Origin of the sequence: Paenibacillus jiangxiensis (assembly GCF_046098255.1) — a bacterium.
GTDB classification, from domain to species: Bacteria; Bacillota; Bacilli; order Paenibacillales; family Paenibacillaceae; genus Paenibacillus; species Paenibacillus jiagnxiensis.
The window spans coordinates 56,734-73,562 of record NZ_JBJURI010000007.1 but is presented as its reverse complement, the minus strand read 5'-3'; the positions used below and the strand labels follow the sequence as shown (position 1 = coordinate 73,562).

Below are 16,829 nucleotides of genomic sequence, written 5' to 3'. Positions count from 1 at the left end.
TTTAGCGAACAAGCTCCGACTCTTTTTCTTCTGCAGGCAGTTCGTCAACAAGCACCGGGTTAAAATCTTCTACCCACGGAAGTCCCCATTTGTTCAACTCTTCCATGAATGGATCCGGATCAAATTCTTCGATATTGAATACGCCAGGCTTATTCCACTTGCCGGTCAGGACCATGGCTGCGCCAATCATGGCAGGAACGCCGGTTGTGTAAGAGATGGCTTGGGAGCCCACTTCTTTATAGCACTCCTGGTGGTCACAAATGTTGTAAACATAGTATGTTTTGTCCTTGCCGTCCTTTTTCCCTTTGAAGATGCAGCCGATGTTTGTTTTTCCTACTGTACGCGGTCCAAGGGAAGCCGGATCAGGAAGCACAGCCTTCAGGAATTGCAGTGGAATGATTTGTTTTCCTTCGAATTCGATCGGCTCGATGGAAGTCATTCCTACATTTTCAAGAGCCTTCAGGTGTGTCAGATAGCTTTGGCCGAAGGTCATGAAGAAACGGATGCGCTTCAGTCCAGGAATGTTTTTGGCCAGGGATTCAAGCTCTTCATGGTACAGCAGATACATATCCTTTTCGCCAACTTCAGCGAAGTTGTACTCACGCTTGATTTCCATCGGCTTTGTTTCGATCCATTCACCATTCTCCCAATATCTTCCGTTCGCGGAAACCTCGCGGATATTGATTTCAGGGTTGAAGTTGGTAGCAAACGGATAGCCATGGTCGCCGCCGTTGCAGTCCAGAATGTCGATATATTCGATTTCATCAAAATAATGCTTCAGCGCGTAAGCGGAGAATACGCCTGTTACGCCAGGGTCAAAGCCGCTGCCCAGCAGAGCTGTAATTCCAGCCTGCTCGAAGCGCTCTTTGTACTCCCATTGCCATTTGTATTCAAATTTGGCCGTATCTTCCGGCTCATAGTTTGCTGTATCCATGTAGTGTGTTTTTGTGGCAAGGCAAGCATCCATGATGGTCAGATCCTGATAAGGCAGAGCCAGGTTCATGACGATATCCGGCTTCACTTCGTTAATCAAGGCAACCAGTTCTTCCACATTGTTGGCGTCCACCTGTGCAGTGGTAATTTTCGTTTTGCCGCCGTCCAGCTTCGCTTTCAGCTCATCACATTTGGATTTTGTACGGCTGGCGATGCAGATTTCTTCGAATACTTCACTGTTTTGAACACATTTGTGAACCGCTACTGATGCTACGCCCCCGGCGCCGATAATAAGTGCTTTTGCCATTTCTCAATCCCCTAACTGTAATAGATTTGTTTAAAGCGGAATTCCATACCATCGATACTAACGTGCGGCCTGCACCTGCAATTTCTGACAACAAAAAAGCAAGTGCAAAAACGCATCACTCGCGCATCACACTTGCTTCGATATAATCATTCATATTAAAAAAGCACAGGGTAACCCCGTAACAAAAGTATTCAGCATCAATACGTCATAAAAACAGGACTTTTGTTAGAAAGCTTTTTAATATTCGGAATATATCAATAAAGGATCAGAGTCTATATAGCAAATAATTACTTTTACCACTCTTATTGATCGTTTCACAAGTTGATGTGCATATGCACTGGTTGTAAAGTAACCAACTTATAAAATTTGAGCTTTTAACTCAATCAATAAGGCAACAAAGTTGCCAATCGGCATTTGACCCGGCTGTCCGTATGGCCTTAACATCCTTAAGGAGTGGTCAAAAATTATCTGCTTGGAAAGATCCCGGATATTCAGAATATCAGCTTTCCAAATTTCACGCACTTCATATATTATCACATTCATTTGAGATTGCAACAAAAAATATTTGGGTTTTTGCCCTTAATTTTTATTAAGCTAATTATGGTTTTGGTTTTCGATTCTCGGCCAGCAGCTCGCCCATCGCTGTCCATTCGGTTTCTGCCGGGGGCTGAGAGTAGGTAACCGGGAGTCTTGGAAACAGCAATTCAGCGATGCGGTAAGCCTCCTCCAGATGCGGGTAGCCTGACAAAATGAAGGTATCAATGCCAAGAGCGGCATATTCCTGCAGACGCTCCGCCACTTCCTCGGCACTGCCGACCAATGCCGTACCGACACCTCCCCGTACTTGCCCGATACCTGCCCATAAATTGGGGATGATTTCAAGCTCATTCCGATGCTGGCGTACAAGCTGGGTCATGCGCCGCTGCCCGACGGAATCGAAGCGGTCAAGCAGCGACTGTGCCTCCTCGACATCCTCCTCAGTGACATGCTGAATGAGCCTGCGGGCTGCATCCCACGCTTCCTCGGCCGTTTCCCGTACGATAATTTGCACACGCAGACCGATTTTGATGCTTCTGCCATGCTGGCTTGCGCGTGCTCTTACGTCGGCAATCTTCTCTGCCACCATGGCGGGTGTCTCAGCCCAGGTCAGATAGGTATCGATATGCTTCGCGGCGACCTCGTGCCCGGCCTCGGAAGAAGCACCGATAAACAGCGGGGGAGACTGCCGGTTAAAGGGAATATACTGCAGCTTGGCGCCCTCCACATGAATATGCTTCCCCTGGAACGTGACGCTCTCACCAGCCATGAGCCTTTTCCACACCTGGAGAAATTCATCCGTGACTTCGTACCTTTCACGGTGAGAGAGGAAGATGCCGTCTCCTTTCATTTCTACCGGATCACCGCCCGTTACGACATTAATGAGCAGCCGGCCGGAGGATAACCGTTCGAAGGATGCCGCCATTCGGGCGGCAATGCTGACCGATATTCCGCCTGGGCGAACGGCCACCAGAAATTTCAATCTCTCCGTCGCCTGAATGAGCGCTGAGGCTACGACCCAGCCGTCCTCGCAGGCATGACCGGTAGGCACCAGCATACCGGAGTAACCGAGCCGGTCGACGGCTTGGGCGATTTGTCTGAAGTAATGCAGGTCGGTTATTTTGGCTCCTCGGGTTGTGCCCAAATATCTTCCGTCTCCCATGGTGGGCAAATACCAGAACATCTCCATGTCGGGTGAACACTCCTGTTATTTTATAATATGACTGCTGCCAATCAGAGACACCAAATGCTGACGTAATTCGGTAAAATCTTTGTCTGAACGCAAGTCTTGAAAGGCAGGCATTTCTGAATCGTGAAGAAGAAGGTTGCTGAAATCCTGAACGATTCTGCCGGGATTCGGCTGCATGACGATAATGCGCCGGCCCAGCAGCAGCGCTTCATCCACATCGTGTGTAATGAAGAAAAAGCAGCGGCGTGATTGCTGCCAAATTTGGCGTACATGCTGCTGCATGGTTTCCCGGGTAAGCGCGTCCAATGCACTGAACGGTTCGTCCATTAATACGATTCTGGGCTCTGTTGCCAATGTCCGCGCAAGTGCGGTACGCTGCTTCATGCCTCCGGACAGCTGATGAGGCAGCCGTGAGGCAGCGGACTCAAGTCCAACCATCTCTATGTAGCGAGCGGCTTTCTCTCTGCGTTCCTTCCTGGGCATACCAGCCATCCGCAGCCCAAATTCTACATTGCCGGCTACCGATAACCACGGGAACAAATTCGCATGCTGGAAAACGACACCTACCTGGGGCGTTGGCCTGGTATGAACCTCGCCGTCAATGGAGACGTACCCGCTGGAAGGCTTTAAGTATCCCGCGATAATGTTAAGCAGCGATGATTTGCCGCAGCCTGAAGGTCCGAGCACACACACGAAATCATCCGGCGCAAAGGATAGCTCAATCCGCTCCAAAGCCTGGATTGCGACATTTCCTTGGTGATACGTTAGAGAGAGGTTCGTCAATTGCACGCCGGATGGTATCACATCCAAGGCCGATGAAGCTTGCTGAATTGAATTCGTATCGGCTGTGAGAGGGGCTTGGCTTGCTACGCTCATGTTTCTTCCGCCTTTCTTTTTGAAGCTGTCCAGTTCTGAAACTATCTTTCGCTATTTTGTATACAGATCGTTAAGAAGCGCCTTCTGGAACACGTCAAGCTCAGGCGCACTCTTGAGTGATTGCTGCTCCACAAGGAAATCCGCCGTTTGCTTCAGCAATGCAGCGAATTGTCCGGGCTGATCGGGGGTTCCTAAATATTTGGGGTCTGTCTGAGCCGCTGCATCCAGAACGGTAATTTCGTTCATAGCTTTCAGTGTTTCTTCTGCAGACAAGCCAAGCTCCTGAGATAAAGCTTCGGCCGCTTCCTGCGGATGATCCTGGTAATACTTTGTTCCCTCATCCAGAACCTCAATATAGAGCTTGACGGCCTGCGGATATTTGGCGGCAAAGTCGTCATGGACTACGCCGAATTCGCCTGTTAGGGCTCCTTTATCAGCGACCTCCCTGGAGGTAATAATGACTTTTCCATTCTCGGCAAGCAGCTTGGATTGCACAGGCTGCCAGGTGTATGCGCCATCAATGTCGCCGCGCTGCCAGGCCGCAAGCAGGTCGGGAGCCTGCATGTCAATGATCTTGATGCCGGCCGGATCTATATTTGCTTGTTTGAGCGCCGACAACAGGCTGAAATGGGAGGTCGAGCCGAAGGTTGTAGCCATGGTTTTGCCTTGCAGATCCTGCAGGGATTGAATGCCGGAGCTTCCCTGTACGACAAGCGCTTCGCTCTCGCCGATGACGTCATGAATGTAATAGACCTTGTTCGGCAAGCCTTGCGCGATGCCTGAAGCGCCCGGAGGAGTGCCGACAAGCCCGAAGTCGATGCTTCCGCTTGCCATCGCCGTGTTCACATCACGTCCGGAGTCGAATTTCAGCCACGAGATATTGACCCCGGGAAATTTCTTCTCGGCCAGGCCGAGCGCTTTAGCGACCAGCTCCCCGTTCGGAGATACCTGGTAGCCGATGCGGATTTCTTTTGGAAGCTCGCTGCTGCCAGAGCCATTGGCGGATGTGGGGGAGGAGGCTTCGTTTTGGCTTGCTTGCTCATTGGCGGGTTTGTCGCAGCCTGCCGCCAGCAGCATGATAGCCAGCAGGAGGAAGGCAGAAGCCAAACGGAATGATTTTAAGGGGAAATGATTCATATGGTTGTGCTCCTTCTTCTGAAAATTAATGTTCAATCCACGGGGATACCCGTTGAATGAGCAGTCTTATGGCCGTGTCAATGAGGATGGCGATGATCCCCATAATGATGATGGCGGCGTAGATAATGTCGCTGCGCAAGTATTTGCTGGCATCCAGCACCATCCAGCCAATGCCGGAGACGGCGGCGATCATTTCCGCTGCGACCAGGGTGGCATACGTGACCCCGACTGCCGTGCGCAGACCTGTTAACAAATCGGGCAGGCAGGAAGGGAAGATAACGAACACATACAGCCGCAATTTGTTTGCACCCAGGGACTTTGCCCCGTTGATTCGGTCGGCGGGAATACGGCGCGCGCTGTACACGGCGGCAATAAACATCGGTGCGAAGCCGCCCAGGAACAGCAAAATAATTTTGGATGTGTCCTCAATTCCGAACCAAAGCACAAGCAGGGAATAGTAGGCCAGCGGCGGCAGCGGGCGGTAAAATTCAATGAACGGATCGAAGACCGCCCGCAGCCAGCGAATTCTGCCACAGAGGATGCCCAAGGGCACAGCCGTAAGAAAAACGAGAATCAAGGCAATGGCGATCCGCTGCAAGCTTGCACCGATATGGCCAAGCAGGGTCGTTCCTTTGTAGCCTTCTTCGGCGATGGTGACGAATGCGGACCATACGTCGGCAGGAGAGGGCAGGAACAGGGGATTCATCCATTCGTTATAACTGGCAACCCACCATAAGAATAAGGCGAAGCCTGCGGAAATAAAGGAGACGGCTAAATATAAACCGTTTCTGGGATCGAAGCGGCTGGATGTCGACCGCTGTATATTAGCCATCGGCAAGGCACACATCCTTTCGTGAAAAATGTTGATTTCGTCGGGATGAAAGGCGGTACCGTCGGCGTTTGGATGGGATTAACAGACAACAAAATGAGAGCATCCTATCGAAACGTTCGGCCTTTCATGCAGCCAACTGCTTACGATTGTCTCTCCTGTTGTCAGGTGGAGGGGAATAGGAAATTGTAGAAGTTCATGTGGTTTTATTGCGTGTTCGCGCTTATTGCGGTTTGCTCTCTACCTTGGTTAACAGGTAAGAGAGTACGTCAGCCCGCAGCTGGTTATCCAGCGGGGCAAAGCCAAACAGCTCGCAAAAGAACAAGCCGTCCGCGGCTAGTCTGGCAGCCGTTGCTGTGACCGGATCCTTGCATTCTGCAGTCATCCGGCTTTGCCACAATAAATAACGCTGCCGCATGGGTGCAAGCAAATCAGGATTGCTGGCTGCGGCTGCCAAGATCCCGAAGCTCATTTCCAGATCATCCTTGCTGATCTCGAATGTCTTGATCAAATAGGCTTGAGCCCAACCGTTATTGAGGGCGGTATTGCTTGCAGCCTCGGCATCCGTGTCCGAATCGAATCGGTCCAAAAAGTCATTCAAAGCTGCCTGGATCAGTGCTTCCTTGGTGGGGAAATGGTAAAGCAGTCCGCCTTTGCTAATGCCTGCTTCTCTGGCTACTGCGTCCAGTGTAAGATGAGAGGCACCCATCTCTCTAACCAGTCTGCAGGCCACCTTCAGGATATCGGTGCGTTTCGAATTACGGTTCATGGCAGCACCTCCAGAAATACTATACTGTCCGGACGGTCCAGCAGTCAATGATTAATTCAATAAAACCGATGAGATAAGTTGGGATAAATATAAATGCCCCCTTAATGGACCAGATTGCCTGGCTGTCATTAAGGAGGCATGATAGTTTATTAAGGCTATTTCGATGCTTTGACCAATCTTTCAAATGCCCCGTATTTCTCTTGGACCAACAAAAGAGCGATTCCCCCGAGAATGCTCGGAAGGGCAAAGGCCATGAACGCCTGCTGTGGCGCTAAGTTGGTTGCCAGCAGGAGACCGATGATGAGGGGGGCTAGTATAGCTCCTATCCGGCCAATGCCGACGGTTACACTGAGTCCGGTTGTGCGGACCTCCTGCGGGTAAAACTCGGATACATAGGGGTTCACCAGATTTTGCGTTCCGCCTGTACATGCTCCGCCAATGGCGATCAGGAGATACAGCAGAAGCAGATTGGACGTTACACTTAGAGTAACAAAGCAAATCGCCCCGATGAAAAACATGATCAAAAGCACGTTGCGATGCCCCAACCGGTCCACCAAGTAGCCGCCAAGCAGCGAACCTCCAATTTGTCCGACTCCCAGCACAAGGCTGAAGGACAGGCTGGAAGTGATTCCGTATCCGGATCCCTGCATGATTTTGGGCAGCCAGGTATTCAGGCCATAGATCATAAGCAGACAGCTGAACACCGTGATCCAGAATGCGAATGTACTGACACCGCGACGGTCGGAAAACAGCTTTTTGGCCGGAAACCCTTTGGCGCGTTCTTGAACACTCACATACTCAAAATCATCGGTTGCTGCATAGTTCCCTTGAGGATTGATTTTGTTCAGTATCCTGGCGATTTGCTCACCCTGGTTACGAAGGATATGGAAGGCTAGCGATTCGGGAAATTGTCTGATAAAAAATGGCAGGGTAATCAGCGGGATAATCCCCAGCCAATATAAAAATCTCCATCCCAGACTCTCCATTAAATACATCCCCGTAAGTGAAGCCAATATGCCTCCTATGGAGTAACCGCAGTACATCGTTGCGACAATCAGCGCTCTGTTCTTTTTAGGTGAATACTCTGTCATCATGGCAATGACGGCGGGCATTAATCCGCCCATCCCAAGCGCTGCAATAAAACGCATGATCGTAAAGATGAGGGGATTGGGCGCTAGTCCTGCCAACAGAGAAAATACGCTGAATAAAAGCATACAGATCACTAATACTTTCTTTCGCCCAATGAGATCGGACAGTGAACCAAGCAAAAAGGAGCCGATCATCATGCCGATGAGCGAGTAGCTGCCAATCGCTCCCGCCTCTACGAGAGTCAGCTTGTATTCATCCATCATCATCGGCAATCCAATGCCGTATAAAGCAATATCAAACCCGTCGAAGGCAATGGCATAAAAGCACCAAAGAAACACCAATAAGTGAAATTTATTAAATTTGCTTTCAGCGATGACCCTGGAAGCCTGGACAGTATGCATCAGTTGTACTCCTTTATTTCCAAACTTCCTTGGAGATTTCCACAACATGCTGCAGTTTGGCCCACTGTTGCTCCTCTGTCAGCAGGTTGCCTTCTTCTGTGGAGGCAAATCCGCATTGCGGGCTCAAGCAGAGCTGCTCTAAAGGAACGAATTTCGACGCTTCTTCAATCCGCTTTTTAATGTCATCCTTGTTTTCCAGCTCGCCAAATTTGGACGTAACCAAGCCCAGAACAATGTTTAAATCCGATCTGTTCACAAAACGGAGCGGTTCAAACCCGCCTGAACGGTCATTATCATATTCCAGGAAGAAACCGTCGATATTCAGATGTCCGAATAACGGTTCCGCAACAGGCTCATATCCGCCGGAGGAAATCCAGGTGGAGCGGAAATTACCGCGGCAAATATGCATGGTGATTTTCAAATCATCCGGGCGATCCGCTACCGCTTTGTTCAGCGTCTGCAAGTACATGTTGACCAAGTGATCAGGATTCTTGCCTTTGGCGCGCAGCTGTTCTTTCTGCTCTTCCGAGCATAAATAAGCCCAGGACGTATCATCAAGCTGAAGGTAACGGCAGCCGGCATCATAGAATGACTGTATGCCTTTTTTATATGCCTTGGCCAGATCATCAAAGAACTCTTCTTCATCCGGATAGACCGAATTGTCAATCTCGCCGCGGAAATGAAGCATACTTGGACTTGGAATGGTAAATTTCGCAGTATGATCTCCAGCTACGTGGTTGAGATATTTAAAATCCTCCAGCATAGGATGATCTGCAAAGTCGAGTTTGCTGGTTACTTTAATGGCACGGGATTTGGTTTGCTTTTGCTGAAATTGAATCCCGCTTCCTGACCAGTAGCCCTCAACTCCGACGAGGTTTTCCAGAAAATCAAAATGCCACCAGGCTCTGCGGAATTCTCCGTCCGTCACGGCCTGCAGGCCGATTTCTTTCTGCTTCTGCACAATTCTTGCAATTTCCCCGTCTTCAATCTTGCGCAGCTGTTCTGCTGAAATTTCGTCATTTGCTCTCTGCAGGCGCGCTTTTTTTATGGCATCGGAACGCAGCAGGCTTCCGACCTGATCCGCACGAAAGATGGTAGAATGGTTGTTGGACTGATTCACTGTTGTCATTAAAAATCCCTCTTTCCTCTTACCTTTGTTGTGTAATCCTATCACGATTTAAGGGATAACGTGTAACTGTTAAAATATATTGCTGGTTATAGCTAAAAGCTATATCGCATTTTTTCCTCTTGACCCTGACATTGTTGTCACGGTTTATACTTGGGATGCGGCACGAGGATCGAACTACCGGAGGTGGATGATATGAAAATCGGTGAACTTGCCCGCAAGACGGGGGTAAGCATACGTTCGCTCCGTTACTATGAGCGGCAAAAGCTGATCGCGCCCATGCGCTCTGACAACAGCTACCGGGAATACAGCCCGCTTGCGGTCGAACAGGTCAAAACGATCCGGCTGTATATGAACCTCGGCTTCACGACCGAACAAATCGCCGGCTTCCTTCACTGCGTGCTGCAAAACAAAGAAGCGTTCTGCCACGACATCGTGCCGGTCTATGAATCGAAAATCACCGAGCTTGACGAACAAATTCAGCTCCTGACCATGATCAAGTCGAATCTGGAGGAGCGGGTAAGGTCGATCTTCGAGGAGCGGCGGATGGAGGAGGAACGCGCCAAAGGAGCGATGACGCATGACTATCATCACAATGACGGACGATAACTGGAGTGACATCGTAGGAAAATCGGATTCTCTGCTTGTCAGCTTCAGCAGCCCGCACTGTCCCCCTTGCCGAGCCGCTGAGCCTGTAATGGAGCAATTGGGGCAGGAGCTCGCCGACCGGTTGAAGGTAGCGAAAATAAACGTCTGGGAGCATTCCGAATTGGCATCCAGTCTTGGCATTATGGCAACACCTACGTTTGTGCTGTTCCGCGGAGGAGAGCCAACGAACAAAATGGTGGGATACCAGTCGAGGGATGCTCTTTTCGGCACGATCCAGGGATGGATGGATGCGAAGTAAGGAGCCCTGTTTAATCGCAGCAGGGGCGTTTCAAGGCGAGTAAGCGCAGTTTTTTCTCTATTAATTAGAGGCTATCGATTCACGAGCGGATTTCGTGAATGCGATGGCCTTTTTCATGTGGATGGAGGTAGAGGAACCATCTTTTTGAAGAGCAGGCGGATTGTACGGAGGATGATTGCAATAAACGGAAGGTTCACCCAAGCATAATAACAGGGACGAGCATAGATTACTAAAAGATCGATCTAGTATCTAAGAGGAGGAGATGTAATGCGCAAGAAAAATATTCGTAGCTGTCAGGCCCCGCAGGACATTACTCTGGTTCAACGTCTGCAGCCGCTTGTGGGACGGACGGTTACGGTGTCCCAGCCCGGACTTCTTAGGCTAACTAAGACGACAGGCAAGCTCACCAACGTGACCAAGTCCTCGTTTACAGTCGGAACAACGGTAGTTAAGCTCCAATCCTCCTTCTTTATCGTCCTGAACGAACGGGTTAAACGGACAAAGCCTTTTGCATTGACAGCCATTGCGGAAGATATGGGGGAATTGCGGGGGCCTTTGATTCAGCTCGGTCGGGATTTCGTCGAGTTTATGCAGACTCCGGGCCGGAGTGTGCCTATCCTTTTTCCGTTAAATAAGTTTACAGAAGTGTTTTGGGAGGACGAAGAGGAGTAAGAATTCAATCAATCTGCGTGAAAGGCCATCCCATTTGTGGGGTGGCCCTCCTGTACATAACCGCGGTTTCCGATCACACACCGCCACGATGGATGCTCTCTATTTCATTGAAGTGACGGGCAGGATCGTTACAACATGCGAAAATGATTCCAGTTGAGTAATTGTGCCCCAAATAGGTCCGTACCTTTAAACACTGGCGTCAGAGAGCACCTCCATTAATCTTTGTTTTACCCCCTCCGTTACGGGCATAAGCGGCAGACGTAATTGCTCATTTGCAATGATATCCTGCCGGGTAAGCAGCCACTTGAGCGGGGCCGGGGCAGGCTCTTCAAATAAATGATCGATCATGGGCTCCAGGGTCTTGAAGTCGTCTCTCGAACCATTAATATCACCAGCAGCAAACCGCTGGTATATCTCAATAAAACGATTGGTGTGAATATTGGCGGATGCGAGCATTCCACCTGTGGCTCCCTGGCACAACATGGCGTGAAAATGTTCATCTTGTCCGCAGAGCACAGGTTTTGTCTCATACTCCATCAAAGCGGAGAGAAGATCAAGGCCGCCGGAGCTGTCCTTCAGCCCGATCACCCCATCAAGGTCCATTATTTTCCTCATGGTATCCACTGTGACTCGACTTCCTGTTCGAGCCGGGATTTCATACACAAGGATAGGTAGGCCGACCTGGGAAGCTCTGCGAAAATGTTCCTGAATCCCTTCCTGTGTCGGCTTATTGTAGTAGGGAGTAACAACCATTGCGGCATCCGCCCCTAATTCAGCTGCCAATTCTGTCCGTTTAACCGTTGCGTAGGTATCGTTTGTACCCGTTCCAACGACAATTGGAATTTTTTTATGCATTCTCGTTAAGATGTCCTGTGTAACTTCAACCATCTGTTTTACTTCTTCCCATTGGACAGTCGGTGACTCTCCTGTAGTACCGTTAATGACCAGCCCCTGGATGTCATGGCTTGCGAGATGGCTGATGTATTTATGAAACGACTGAATATCCAGTTTGTTGTCACTCGAAAAAGGGGTGATCACCGGTATGAAAATTCCATAAACGTCATGCTCTTTAATCATCATTAGCAAACCCTTTCAGTTGGAGTGAATTCAATGTAACATAGGAATTAGCATTATAGTTATCTATATTAAGCGATGGTTGTAATCAATATTTTTGATGAGGTGGCTTGGATGGACTTTACCTATCTTCAGACTTTTCGAGAAGTAGCGATACGTCAAAGCTTTACAAGAGCAGCAGAGGCGCTTGGTTATGCACAATCCAGTGTGACAACCCAGATTCAAAAGCTTGAGAAAGCTTATAATGTCAAATTGTTTGAGCGCTATAGCAATAATAAGATTCGGCTTACGTCCGCAGGGGAAGAATTATTTAAGCTTGCTGGACAAATGTTGGAGCTTTTTGAACAGTCCAAGGAAAAGATGGCACAGCAGGGTGGGGGTTCAATAACCATCAGCACCATGGATTCTATCGCTTCTTATTTTCTGGCTTCTTATATCCAGGCAACCCGAAGAGAATATCCTAATCTGAATATAAGATTGCATACGGATCGCGAAGAGATGATTTTGCACCAGGTTAAGGAAGGGGAAGCAGATGTAGGGCTTATATTGGCAGACGATTATGATTCCAATTTAAAATGGGTCACGATTCGGGAAGAACCGCTCGTTCTGATTGTCAATCCAAGCCACCCGCTATTAGAAAAGCATAAAATCGAACTGAATGATCTGATTGATGCGGAGTGGATCATGCCTGAGCATACCTGCAATTACAGACAGCTGTTGGAGAGAATGCTTCGTGCAAACGGAATTGCTTATCGAGTTGGCCTCGAGCTTGGTAATCCGGAAGCGATTAAAAGGAGTATCAAAACAGGATATGGTATATCCATACTGCCCCAAATGGCTGCCATAGAGGAGATCGAACGTGGAGAACTAAAGGTCTTGCCCTTTGAGCATTCCGAACTGAAGCTGAAGGTTCAGCTCATTCTTCACCCCCGGAAGTGGGTTTCTAACCCATTAAGCTTCTTTATGGATGGATTAAGAGTGTAAAGTTCACTCCTCATGGTATTAAACTAACGGGCTTGTGGTTGAGAACGGTAACTATTTAAGGAGATTTTGATAACTTCCAGACTGTGGACAAATATGGTAAGGTGAATGAACATATGTTCTTGTTTGGAGGGGTTTTAATGAATGGTAAAAGCGGCGAATTGTCGGGTTTGCTACACAGTAGTATGGAACGGTTTCATGTGCCAGGAGCAGGTATAACATTATTTCAAGAGAATCGGCTTAATCGTCAGATGTCGCTTGGGATTGAAGAAATGGGCACAACTCGCAAAGTGAATTCAAACAGTATATTCCATGCATGTTCAATGAGTAAAATGGTTACTGCCATCGGTGTGCTAAAACTAGTTCAAGAAGGCCTGCTTGATTTGGAGGAAGATACAAATACTTATTTAAAGTCTTGGCAAATTCCTGAAAGCCTTTATCTGAAGACTAAGAAAGTAACGATAAGCAGTTTGTTGGCTCATCAGTCAGGATTCATTGATCCTGCAGGCAGTTTTGAAGTGCTTCAAAATAACACCCCATTCCCTGCACTCAAAGAATTGCTGTCAGGAAGAACTCCCTACAATGCCGAATCATCAGTTGTAAAATATACACCTGAAACGGAATTTCACTACTCCGATACCGGATATACCATCCTAGAACTCCTTATTGAAGATATAACGGGTGAGCCTTTTAGCTCTGCTATTAAGAAGCTTGTCATTGAACCCCTGGGCTTAGAGCAAACATTTTTTTGGAATGGTGCATCAACACCCATGATAGCCAAGGGGGGCAGCCTGACATCAGGACATGATAAGCATGGAAAGGTCATAGCGGGAACAAGGGCTCATTATCCCAATCTGTCAGGGACCGGCCTCTGGACAACACCTTTTGAGATATCTCTTATAACCAAGGAAATTATAAAGTCCTTTGATGGTGACCCTGCATCACTTTTATCACCCGAATTAACCCGTAAGATGCTGACAGGTTATAGCAGTGCCCAATTCGCTGGATTAGGGGTATTTCTATCAAAAGCTAAAGAGGAACCTTACATGATGTCCAAAGGCTGGGGAGTTGGCTACCAGTGTATGCTTATAGCTTACCCGCGCTTAAGATGCGGGATGGTTATTATGACAAATTCTGAACCGGGAAAGCCGCAAGAGGAGGCATTCATTGGAGAAGCTATTCAATTCATTTCGGAAGAATATGATTGGCCAGGATTGTAAGGGGTCATAATCCTATACGAAAGGAGACAAAGAATGAGTCAAGACGAGTTTTTTATGAAAGAAGCAATCAAGCTATCTAAACTTGCGGTTGAGCACGGTAACGAACCCTTCGGAGCGATACTGGTTAAAGACGGGATAATTGTATGTTCTAATGAAAACCAGATTTATACGGCATCGGACCCAACTTTCCATGCAGAAGCAGGGTTGCTGCGGAGATTCTGCGCAGAAACAGCCGATCAGCGGTGATCGGCTGCCTTTTCTCTGGGTAAAACAAACATGTCCTATCATGGGAAAGTATTAGAATTTTGAATAAAAGAAAATTGCATTTTCATCTTTATATTTTGAGTTTGAGTAAAGCATAGTATCCACTGCACCAATTTCAAACCCATTCTTCAAATAAAACCGGCAAGCGAGCAAATTAACATCCTGCGTATCAAGCGTGAATCCTTTCATTCCTTTTTGTAATGCCCATTCCTTTGCCTTGTTGAGTAAGGCGGTTCCTATTCCTTTTCCTCTGCTGCTTTCTAGTACAATAAGTCTGTCAATGGAAGCAAATTTTATTTCGTCACTTGTGCTTAATCTTATATGTCCCAGACATTTTCCTTGGGAATAGTATAAGAAAGCAATGTTGTCATCACTATTAATATATTCATCAAGATCCTCGTGTTCCGGGTATTTTGATTCATAAGGTTGTTCATAGAGCTCTTCTTGATAACTCCATATACCATTTTCTAATTTAGGTACAAGTCTCCCTATAACCGTGAAAGGATGTTCTTTGCGTTCGTAATCCTCTTTGTTATCAAGTGTCATTTCAACAATTTCAATTCCTCTAAATTTCCCCAAAATATCTCTCCTCTGTCACCTTATAAAAGGTGTTTTTATACAGGATGATCTGTTTCAATTTTTTCGCCTACCCGTTCACCGATGTCATACACACGCGAAACATTGTCTACTATGACTGGGATGTCATTCACCGCATCTTTAAACATCCATATATAAGATATTATGGCGTAAATTGTTCCAACAGTTATTCCATACAAATGCGTTAGCCTTAGTAGTGTTGCAACTGTTAAGATAATAACCATAATATCTACAATACCCCAAGTTATAGCTTCAGTGTTGGAAATCGATATGCGCCAAAATTGCATCCGATTAAAGTGACGTCGAACAATGGAAAGAGGCTTATGCATGATTATGTCCGATTGTACCTCTAATCGGTTGTTAAGTCCGTTATTGAGACGATAAGCACGTCGGCCAAACCATCGGTTAATGAATACAATTGGAATCATTATAAATAACCCAAAAAATCCAATAAATGGGTCATAAATAAAAAGCATAGTGATTGCACCAATAAAATAAATCGCAGATGTGGCTATTGCAGGCAATTCTGTTTCAAAGAAAAACACAATTTCTCGGGACAATGAAACCCGTCCTGCAATCTTATTTCCTTCAATTCCACTAGCACGCTGGCGCTCAACCATATCAAAAGCCATACGAGAATAAATAACACCGAAGATTTTGGTATCGTAGACATGTCTATATAGCCCGACAGATAAGTGAATAATCCATAAAGCGGAAATTGGTAAAAGGTTGATAAGGTTCCCTTTCAATAATCCATCAATTGCAAGACCAATTGCAGCAGCTTGAAGAAGATTGCAAATATTTTCGATAATAATTAATAAATAAGTAATACTGATACCTTTATAATTTTGGAACCAGATGTGGCGAAGCAGTTGAACCGCTGGAGAATTTATCTTTTTCACTTCATCAACTCTCTATATATTAATTCTGCAATTTTTTTGCTAATAGTCTGTACATTCCCCCCAATAAAACGCAGCCTGCCTATTGATCTTGTCCCCCCTCCCCCTCACTAAGTATAATGAGCATCATAAAGTATATGGTTACCGGATAGTCAAGAGAGGGTTTATTATGGATAAACAATTTTATGGGTATTTTACAACTGGTGAATTTGCAAAGCTTTTCCGTATAAAAAAGCAAACTCTGTTTCACTATGACGAAATTGGCTTGTTCTCTCCCGAAGTAAGAAAAGAAAATGGGTATAGATATTATTCCCATAATCAATTTGAACTTTTTCAAGTAATCAGTTTATTTAAAGAGGTTGGCGTTCCTTTAAAAGAGATAAAGTTACTCTTAAATGATAAGACCTCAGACAATATAATCACCCTTTTCAAGGGAAAGTCCATTGAAATAGGGGAGAAAATTAAAAAACTCGAACATTTAAAAACAATTATGGAGACAAAAGTGAAACTTGCTGAACAAGCAATAGAAGCGGACCTTTCTTCCGTTTCTATTCAGTATTTAGAAGAAGAGAGAATCATGATTACTCCAAATTTATTAGGCTTATCTGAATGGCCATACATTACTGTTATCTCCGATCTTATTCATTATGTTCAATCACATGAATTGAATCTGGGGCACCCTGTATGCGGTATGTTGGCGAAAGAACAAATACTGGAAAAAGACTTCTATAATTATCAACATTTATTTTTCAAGATACCAAATAATGTTGAGAATTTAGATTATCGAATGAAACCAAAAGGGCTGTATGCTATCGGTTACCAAAAAGGATATGAAGTTGAAGAAGCTTATGATAGGATTATTCGATTTATTGAAAAAAATGGATTTGAAATCGGGGAATGTGCATACGAGGAGTTTATTCTAGATGAAGTCATGGTGGACGGGATGGAAAACCAAATTACAAAAATCCAACTTCAAGTTCTACGTGAGTAGGACTGAGAAGGCACCCGTTATATGTGCTGAA

General features: G+C 46.6%; 18 protein-coding genes. 7 read left to right on the top strand and 11 right to left on the bottom strand.

Annotated elements, in window-relative coordinates; genetic code table 11:
- Position 1: 1 nt before the first annotated feature.
- From ACI1P2_RS09315 to ACI1P2_RS09280, 8 genes are all read right to left on the bottom strand, one after another.
- On the bottom strand, positions 2–1,240 hold the full coding sequence (locus ACI1P2_RS09315; protein ID WP_355319005.1) for a saccharopine dehydrogenase family protein: 1,239 nt from the start codon (positions 1,238–1,240) through the stop codon (positions 2–4).
- Positions 1,241–1,838: 598 nt separating this feature from the next.
- A complete protein-coding gene (gene ssuD / locus ACI1P2_RS09310; protein ID WP_355319003.1) occupies positions 1,839–2,966 on the bottom strand; it encodes an FMNH2-dependent alkanesulfonate monooxygenase in 1,128 nt (375 codons plus the stop codon).
- 18 nt (positions 2,967–2,984) lie between these two features.
- On the bottom strand, positions 2,985–3,842 hold the full coding sequence (locus ACI1P2_RS09305) for an ABC transporter ATP-binding protein (RefSeq protein ID WP_355319001.1): 858 nt from the start codon (positions 3,840–3,842) through the stop codon (positions 2,985–2,987).
- Between the two features lie 51 nt (positions 3,843–3,893).
- On the bottom strand, positions 3,894–4,979 hold the full coding sequence (locus ACI1P2_RS09300) for a taurine ABC transporter substrate-binding protein (protein ID WP_355318999.1): 1,086 nt from the start codon (positions 4,977–4,979) through the stop codon (positions 3,894–3,896).
- A gap of 25 nt (positions 4,980–5,004) precedes the next feature.
- Positions 5,005–5,811 carry an ABC transporter permease subunit gene (locus tag ACI1P2_RS09295; RefSeq protein ID WP_355318998.1) on the bottom strand — a complete coding sequence of 269 codons (807 nt, stop codon included), beginning with the start codon at positions 5,809–5,811 and terminating at the stop codon, positions 5,005–5,007.
- Between the two features lie 220 nt (positions 5,812–6,031).
- Positions 6,032–6,577, bottom strand: coding sequence for a TetR/AcrR family transcriptional regulator (locus ACI1P2_RS09290; RefSeq protein WP_355318996.1), 546 nt, complete (start codon positions 6,575–6,577; stop codon positions 6,032–6,034).
- A gap of 155 nt (positions 6,578–6,732) precedes the next feature.
- Complete coding sequence (locus ACI1P2_RS09285) at positions 6,733–8,067, bottom strand: MFS transporter (protein ID WP_355318994.1); 1,335 nt, start codon at positions 8,065–8,067, stop codon at positions 6,733–6,735.
- 13 nt (positions 8,068–8,080) lie between these two features.
- Complete coding sequence (locus ACI1P2_RS09280) at positions 8,081–9,196, bottom strand: 5-methyltetrahydropteroyltriglutamate--homocysteine S-methyltransferase (RefSeq protein WP_355318993.1); 1,116 nt, start codon at positions 9,194–9,196, stop codon at positions 8,081–8,083.
- A gap of 192 nt (positions 9,197–9,388) precedes the next feature.
- On the opposite strand from ACI1P2_RS09280, the gene ACI1P2_RS09275 reads away from it, so the two are divergent.
- The 3 genes from ACI1P2_RS09275 (at position 9,389) to ACI1P2_RS09265 (ending at position 10,772) form a co-directional block, all read left to right on the top strand.
- Positions 9,389–9,802: a MerR family transcriptional regulator gene (locus ACI1P2_RS09275; RefSeq protein ID WP_355318991.1), complete on the top strand. Its 414-nt coding sequence runs from the start codon at positions 9,389–9,391 to the stop codon at positions 9,800–9,802.
- On the top strand, positions 9,774–10,100 hold the full coding sequence (locus ACI1P2_RS09270) for a thioredoxin family protein (RefSeq protein WP_355318989.1): 327 nt from the start codon (positions 9,774–9,776) through the stop codon (positions 10,098–10,100). Before ACI1P2_RS09275 ends, ACI1P2_RS09270 begins: the two co-directional genes overlap by 29 nt.
- Positions 10,101–10,367: 267 nt before the next feature.
- On the top strand, positions 10,368–10,772 hold the full coding sequence (locus ACI1P2_RS09265; RefSeq protein ID WP_355318988.1) for a hypothetical protein: 405 nt from the start codon (positions 10,368–10,370) through the stop codon (positions 10,770–10,772).
- Between the two features lie 186 nt (positions 10,773–10,958).
- On the opposite strand, the gene dapA is transcribed toward ACI1P2_RS09265, so the two are convergent.
- Positions 10,959–11,849, bottom strand: a complete 891-nt coding sequence (dapA, locus tag ACI1P2_RS09260) for a 4-hydroxy-tetrahydrodipicolinate synthase (RefSeq protein ID WP_355318986.1) — start codon at positions 11,847–11,849, stop codon at positions 10,959–10,961.
- A gap of 111 nt (positions 11,850–11,960) precedes the next feature.
- On the opposite strand from dapA, the gene ACI1P2_RS09255 reads away from it, so the two are divergent.
- From ACI1P2_RS09255 to ACI1P2_RS09245, 3 genes are all read left to right on the top strand, one after another.
- A complete protein-coding gene (locus ACI1P2_RS09255; RefSeq protein ID WP_355319179.1) occupies positions 11,961–12,830 on the top strand; it encodes a LysR family transcriptional regulator in 870 nt (289 codons plus the stop codon).
- 137 nt (positions 12,831–12,967) lie between these two features.
- The gene (locus tag ACI1P2_RS09250; RefSeq protein ID WP_355318984.1) at positions 12,968–14,047 is read left to right on the top strand and encodes a serine hydrolase domain-containing protein; all 1,080 of its coding nucleotides are present in this window, start codon (positions 12,968–12,970) and stop codon (positions 14,045–14,047) included.
- A 33-nt stretch (positions 14,048–14,080) separates the two neighbouring features.
- Entirely contained in the window at positions 14,081–14,293 is a 213-nt protein-coding gene (locus ACI1P2_RS09245) for a deaminase (RefSeq protein ID WP_355318982.1), read from the top strand.
- A 51-nt stretch (positions 14,294–14,344) separates the two neighbouring features.
- Here the strand turns inward: ACI1P2_RS09245 and ACI1P2_RS09240 are convergent, their stop codons facing one another.
- Both ACI1P2_RS09240 and ACI1P2_RS09235 read right to left on the bottom strand, forming a co-directional pair.
- Positions 14,345–14,890 carry a GNAT family N-acetyltransferase gene (locus tag ACI1P2_RS09240; protein WP_355318980.1) on the bottom strand — a complete coding sequence of 182 codons (546 nt, stop codon included), beginning with the start codon at positions 14,888–14,890 and terminating at the stop codon, positions 14,345–14,347.
- Positions 14,891–14,925: 35 nt separating this feature from the next.
- Positions 14,926–15,810: an ABC transporter six-transmembrane domain-containing protein gene (locus tag ACI1P2_RS09235; RefSeq protein WP_355318978.1), complete on the bottom strand. Its 885-nt coding sequence runs from the start codon at positions 15,808–15,810 to the stop codon at positions 14,926–14,928.
- Between the two features lie 166 nt (positions 15,811–15,976).
- On the opposite strand from ACI1P2_RS09235, the gene ACI1P2_RS09230 reads away from it, so the two are divergent.
- Positions 15,977–16,798 carry a MerR family transcriptional regulator gene (locus ACI1P2_RS09230; protein ID WP_355318976.1) on the top strand — a complete coding sequence of 274 codons (822 nt, stop codon included), beginning with the start codon at positions 15,977–15,979 and terminating at the stop codon, positions 16,796–16,798.
- Positions 16,799–16,829: the final 31 nt, after the last annotated feature.